Origin of the sequence: Finegoldia magna, from assembly GCF_018371055.1 — a bacterium.
Classification (GTDB): Bacteria; Bacillota; Clostridia; order Tissierellales; family Peptoniphilaceae; genus Finegoldia; species Finegoldia magna_I.
The window spans coordinates 1-5,146 of record NZ_JAGYZD010000123.1 but is presented as its reverse complement, the minus strand read 5'-3'; the positions used below and the strand labels follow the sequence as shown (position 1 = coordinate 5,146).

Sequence of the window (5,146 nt, the reverse complement as noted above, 5' to 3'; positions counted from 1 at the left end):
GATTAATGGGATTATAATGAAAAATACTGACATTGTCCTTAATCACAATTTATTTAATGAAAAAATAAATAAAATTGAAGATGATGAGAAAACTCGTGTTTTTTGTAAACACGATTTCTCCCATCTAATGGATGTAGCTAGAATTTGCTATATTATTAATTTAGAAGAGAATCTGAATATTGATAAGGATTTAATATATGTTACAGCGCTTTTACATGATTTGGGAAGAGCTGACGAAGTGGATACTGGGATTAATCACAGTATATTATCACAAGAAATTGCTCAAGAAATTTTGAAAGATTTGGATTTTGATGAAAAGTCAAAACAACGAATAATAAGTGCAATTAAACATCATAGAACTAATAAAGAAAACGATGATAGATTTATAGAGATTTTTTACAAAGCAGATAAGCTGTCAAGGATGTGTTTTAGATGTCCTGCTAGAAGTATTTGTAATTGGTCAGAAGAAAAGAAAAATAAAACGGTTATTTATTGAAAGGATACAAAATGTTAATTAGAAACAAAGAATTTGATTTTAAAAACGATGCATATATAATGGGTATTTTGAATGTAACACCAGATTCATTTTCTGATGGTGGGAAATGGAATGATGTTGACAGAGCTGTTAAACACGTTGAAGATATGATAAAGGAAGGAGCTAGTATCATTGATATTGGGGCTGAATCAACAAGACCAGGCTTTACTCCTTTGTCATCTGAACAAGAACTTGAAAGAGTTATTCCTATTATTAGAAAAATAAGAGAAAACTTTGATATTCCAATTTCTTTAGACACTTACAAAGCTAATACTTTGAGAGAAGTTGTGAAAGAAGGAGCAGATATTTTAAACGATGTTTGGGGATTGAAATCAGATCCAGAAATGGCACAAACTGCTAAGGAATTAGATATACCAGTAATATTAATGCACAATAAAGACAACAATCATTATAATGACTTAATGAAGGACTTAAATAGAGAAACATTAGAATCAGTTGAATTAGCAAAAAAAGCTGGAATAAAAGAAGAATTAATTATATTGGATCCGGGAGTTGGATTTGCACTAGATTATGAAAAAGATTTAACAGTTGTAAATAGAATAAAAGAATTTGTCGATTTGGGATATCCTGTTTTATTGGGAACGAGTAGAAAAAGATTTATTGGTAAAGCTATGGGAATAGATGTAGCGACTGAAAGAGATTTTGGAACAGCAATAACAACTGCTATTGGTGTAATGAATGGATGTTCAATTTTCAGAGTGCACAATGTAAAAGAAAGTTATGATGCTATGAGAATGGCTTTGGCTATAAAAAGAGAAGGAAAATAATGGACTACCTTTTAGTAAAAGATTTAGAAATATACGCTAACCATGGAGTATTTCAATCTGAAAAAGAATTGGGACAAAAATTTTTGGTTACTTTGAAGATGGGATACAATATGAAAAAAGGTGCAACCTCCAATAATTTGGAAGATTCAATTCACTATGGAGTTTTAAGTAAAGAAATTTACGATTATTTTCGTTCAGAATCAATAGACTTAATAGAAACAGTAGCTTATAAATTAGTTGAGTTTATATTTGAAAAATACAAAATCGTACAAGAACTTACTGTCGAAATAAAAAAACCGTGGGCTCCAATTAATTTGCCACTTGATACCGTTAAAGTGACAATTAACAGAAAAAAAAGAAGATTTTTTTTGGGAATAGGATCCAATATTGGAGATAAACAAGAATATGTTAATTCTGCTATTGATAGATTGAAAAACACAAATAGTATTGAATTAAAAAACGTGTCTGAAATGTACACTACAAAAGCTTGGGGGAAAACTGATCAGGAAGATTTTCTAAATTGTGCCGTTGAAATAGAATCATACGAAGAGCCTGAAGATTTGCTGAAAATAACTCAACAAATTGAGTTAGATCTTGGTAGAGAAAGGCACGAAAAATGGGGACCTAGAACTATAGATATTGACATCTTATTTTGTGATAACGAAATAATATATACTGATGATTTGAAAGTTCCTCATCCGTATGTTCAAGATAGAAAGTTCGTATTGCAACCATTAAATGATTTTGCACAATTTTTTGTGCATCCTGTCTTAAATAAAACACTCGAACAATTGCTAAATGAATTAGAAAACAAATAGAAAATTTTTTAAAAACGACGATTTTTAAGTCGTTGTTTTTTATTTAAAAATACAATAAATGAAAACTTGAAATTATCACTTAAAAAATAAGATAAAAAGGTGATGAGTAAGTTACAATTAAAATTTTTCTTTGAATTTTAATAGACTTTATATTATTATAATATCATAGTAAATTTTTAATTAGGGGGAAATATGATTTTATTTATAATCGGTATATTAATTTTATTCGTAGGTGGATATTTTTACGGAAAATACTGCGAAAAAGTATTCCAACCAGACGATAGAATAACACCTGCAACATCACTGGCTGATGGTGTAGACTTTGTCGAAATGAAAAAATGGAAGAATCAACTCATTGAACTTCTAAATATCGCAGGAACTGGACCTATTTTGGGACCGATTCAAGGTATTTTATTTGGGCCTATAGCATTTCTAACTATTCCAATTGGATGTGTTTTAGCTGGGGCAACTCATGATTATTTCATAGGAATGATGTCTATGAGAAATGAAGGGGCTCAAGTTCCAAAAATGATAAAAAAGTATATGGGGAAAACTACTAATAAAGTTTATAATATTATTATTTGGATATTAATGCTTTTAGTTGGTGTAGTATTTATTTATACGCCGGGAGATTTAATTGTTAATGACATTTTACATAAGGATGTCAACGGAGGAATAATTTGGATTGTATATGGAATTATTTTGATTTATTATCTATTAGCTACACTTTTTCCGATTGATAAGATAATAGGAAGAGTTTATCCTATTTTCGGTGCTATTTTAATAGTCAGTGCTATTGGTGTATTAGGTGGAGTTTTCTTAGATGGTGGGGCTAATTTACACAATATTACTGAAGGGGTTTTATTAAGTAAGCATCCTTTGGGCCAAAGCTTTATTCCTGTATTTTTCATCACGGTTGCTTGTGGAATTCTTTCAGGTTTTCATGGATCACAAATTACACTTATTTCTAGAACAGTAAAAAATGAACATGAAGGAAGATCTACATTCTACAATATGATGATTGCAGAAGGACTTATAGCTATGTGTTGGGCTTCAGGTGCCATGGTACTTTTCAATAGAGGTACAGCATTGGATACTAACGCTACTTTGATGGTTGGTATAATTTCTAAAACTTTTATGGGCAAAATTGGTGGCTTGTTCGCTATTATTGGAGTAATTGTATTACCAATTACAAGTGGAGATACTGCATTTAGATCACTTCGTTTAATGATAGGTGAACAATTCAATATAAGTCAAAAATCTGTTAAAAATAGAATTTTGTTAAGCTTACTAATTTATGTTTTTGCTATCGCGATTCTTTATTTTGCCAAGACAAATGGAAATGGATTTAACTTATTATGGAGATACTTCGGTTTTACTAATCAATTGGTAGCTGTATTTGCTTTAATGTTGATTACAGTATATTTATATATCAATAAGAAAAATTACTTTATAACAATGATACCAGGAATGTTTTATGCATTTATAGTTTCAAGTTATATTGCGCATGCTGATTTGGGATTCTCACTTGATAAGAGATTAGGAATGGATGGATACTTAGCAAGTTATATTGTAGGTTTCATATTCGTAGTTTTATTTACAGTATTTGTTATTAAAAAAGGTAAAATTGGACAAACTAAATCTGAATTAATAGGATAATTAAAAAAATCAAGCAGTTAAGTCTGCTTGATTTTTTGCTATTCAAATTAATTGCAGAATTATTGAAATTAAAATATTTTTTTGATATAATTATATTAATAACAATGAATGGAGTGATAATATGGCAAGGGCAAGAGTATCATTAGCTGTTGTTAAGAGACTTCCAAAATACTACAGATATTTAGGAATGATCGAGCAAAAGGGAATAATAAGAGTATCAAGTCAAGAATTGAGCAGCATTACAGGTTTAACTGCTTCTCAAATTAGACAAGATTTAAATCATTTCGGTGGTTTTGGTCAACAAGGATACGGATACAATGTCGAAGAATTGAAATCAGAAATTGAAAAAATTATGGGAATAAACAAATCTTATAAAGCGATCATTTTGGGTTGTGGAAATATTGGAAAAGCCATAATGAATTATAAAGGATTTAAATCTTCAGGTTTTAATATTGTTGATGTGTTTGACCATGGTAAAAAAGTAGGTACAAAAATTTCAGATTATGAAATCAGAGATATTGATAATATTGAAGAGTATCTAAAAGAAAAGAAACCAGAAATAGCTGTTATTGCCCTACCAACAGATGTAGCTCAAGATGTTTGTGATAAGCTAGTTGATGGTGGCATAAAAGGTATTTGGAATTTTGCTTCATTGGATTTGAAATTACCAAAAAATGTTGTATTAGAAAATGTACATCTTGATGAAAGTTTATACACATTAACATACTACATGAATAATTTGGCAGATTATCCAGGAACTAAAAATTAATTATATTCGGCGTTTTATAACGCCGTTTTTTATTGTAACGAATGTTACAAATTTTTTGAAGATGCTTGTACAGCTAGGGAACTTCAATCAATTTCACAACATGGACAGGCAAGAAAATTTGCCCCTTTACATACGATGAACAAAGGAGGTAGAACGTATGAAACAAACCTTGCCTGTTGTGCACTGCATATATACCGAAGCCGAAAAGAGCCTCGCTGAGTTGCTGGAGGAGTCTTTTCGGCTTTATCTTGTCCGCATCCTTGCGATATCTGAGAAACCCGTTGTATAATGTTTGCGATGAGTGGTCGCTTATTTCAAGGAGGAAACTATGTACTTAGAAATAAGCAACCCTATGGATTACCATGTCGCATTGTACATTCGTTTATCAAAGGAGGACGAGACCGAAGGACCATCCCAAAGTGTAACCAACCAGAAATCCCTGCTCAATGAATTTGTTCAGCAGCATCGCCTTTCCGTTTACGATACCTATGTCGATGATGGTTGGAGCGGTACCAGTTTTGACCGCCCTGACTTTCAGCGCATGATTGAGGATATCGAAGCCAAGAAGGTCAACATG

7 protein-coding genes are annotated in these 5,146 nt (G+C 31.1%); all 7 read left to right on the top strand.

All coding sequences use genetic code 11. The annotated features are described in order from the left end of the window. On the top strand, nt 1-496 hold a 496-nt coding region (locus KHW44_RS06225; protein WP_304067288.1), incomplete at its 5' end, for an HD domain-containing protein. An 11-nt stretch (nt 497-507) separates the two neighbouring features. Beyond that, entirely contained in the window at nt 508-1,323 is an 816-nt protein-coding gene (folP, locus tag KHW44_RS06220; RefSeq protein ID WP_304067285.1) for a dihydropteroate synthase, read from the top strand. Next, on the top strand, nt 1,323-2,141 hold the full coding sequence (gene folK / locus KHW44_RS06215) for a 2-amino-4-hydroxy-6-hydroxymethyldihydropteridine diphosphokinase (RefSeq protein WP_304067282.1): 819 nt from the start codon (nt 1,323-1,325) through the stop codon (nt 2,139-2,141). The genes folP and folK overlap by 1 nt, the downstream gene beginning before the upstream one ends. A gap of 192 nt (nt 2,142-2,333) precedes the next feature. Next, nucleotides 2,334-3,800 (top strand): carbon starvation protein A, encoded by a 1,467-nt coding sequence (locus KHW44_RS06210; RefSeq protein ID WP_304067279.1) that lies wholly within the window; start codon nt 2,334-2,336, stop codon nt 3,798-3,800. 121 nt (nt 3,801-3,921) lie between these two features. Next, a complete protein-coding gene (locus KHW44_RS06205; protein WP_304067276.1) occupies nt 3,922-4,569 on the top strand; it encodes a redox-sensing transcriptional repressor Rex in 648 nt (215 codons plus the stop codon). 157 nt (nt 4,570-4,726) lie between these two features. Further along, on the top strand, nt 4,727-4,858 hold the full coding sequence (locus tag KHW44_RS06200) for a hypothetical protein (RefSeq protein WP_304067273.1): 132 nt from the start codon (nt 4,727-4,729) through the stop codon (nt 4,856-4,858). A 39-nt stretch (nt 4,859-4,897) separates the two neighbouring features. Beyond that, the coding region (locus KHW44_RS06195) for a recombinase family protein (protein WP_304067270.1) at nt 4,898-5,146 on the top strand (249 nt) is incomplete at its 3' end.

What these genes read in the sequence shown, in the direction of transcription:
- KHW44_RS06210 (WP_304067279.1), top strand. Translation starts at nt 2,334, where the DNA reads ATGATTTTATTTATAATCGGTATATTAATTTTATTCGTAGGTGGATAT.
- folK (WP_304067282.1), top strand. Translation starts at nt 1,323, where the DNA reads ATGGACTACCTTTTAGTAAAAGATTTAGAAATATACGCTAACCATGGA.
- KHW44_RS06205 (WP_304067276.1), top strand. Translation starts at nt 3,922, where the DNA reads ATGGCAAGGGCAAGAGTATCATTAGCTGTTGTTAAGAGACTTCCAAAA.
- KHW44_RS06200 (WP_304067273.1), top strand. Translation starts at nt 4,727, where the DNA reads ATGAAACAAACCTTGCCTGTTGTGCACTGCATATATACCGAAGCCGAA.
- folP (WP_304067285.1), top strand. Translation starts at nt 508, where the DNA reads ATGTTAATTAGAAACAAAGAATTTGATTTTAAAAACGATGCATATATA.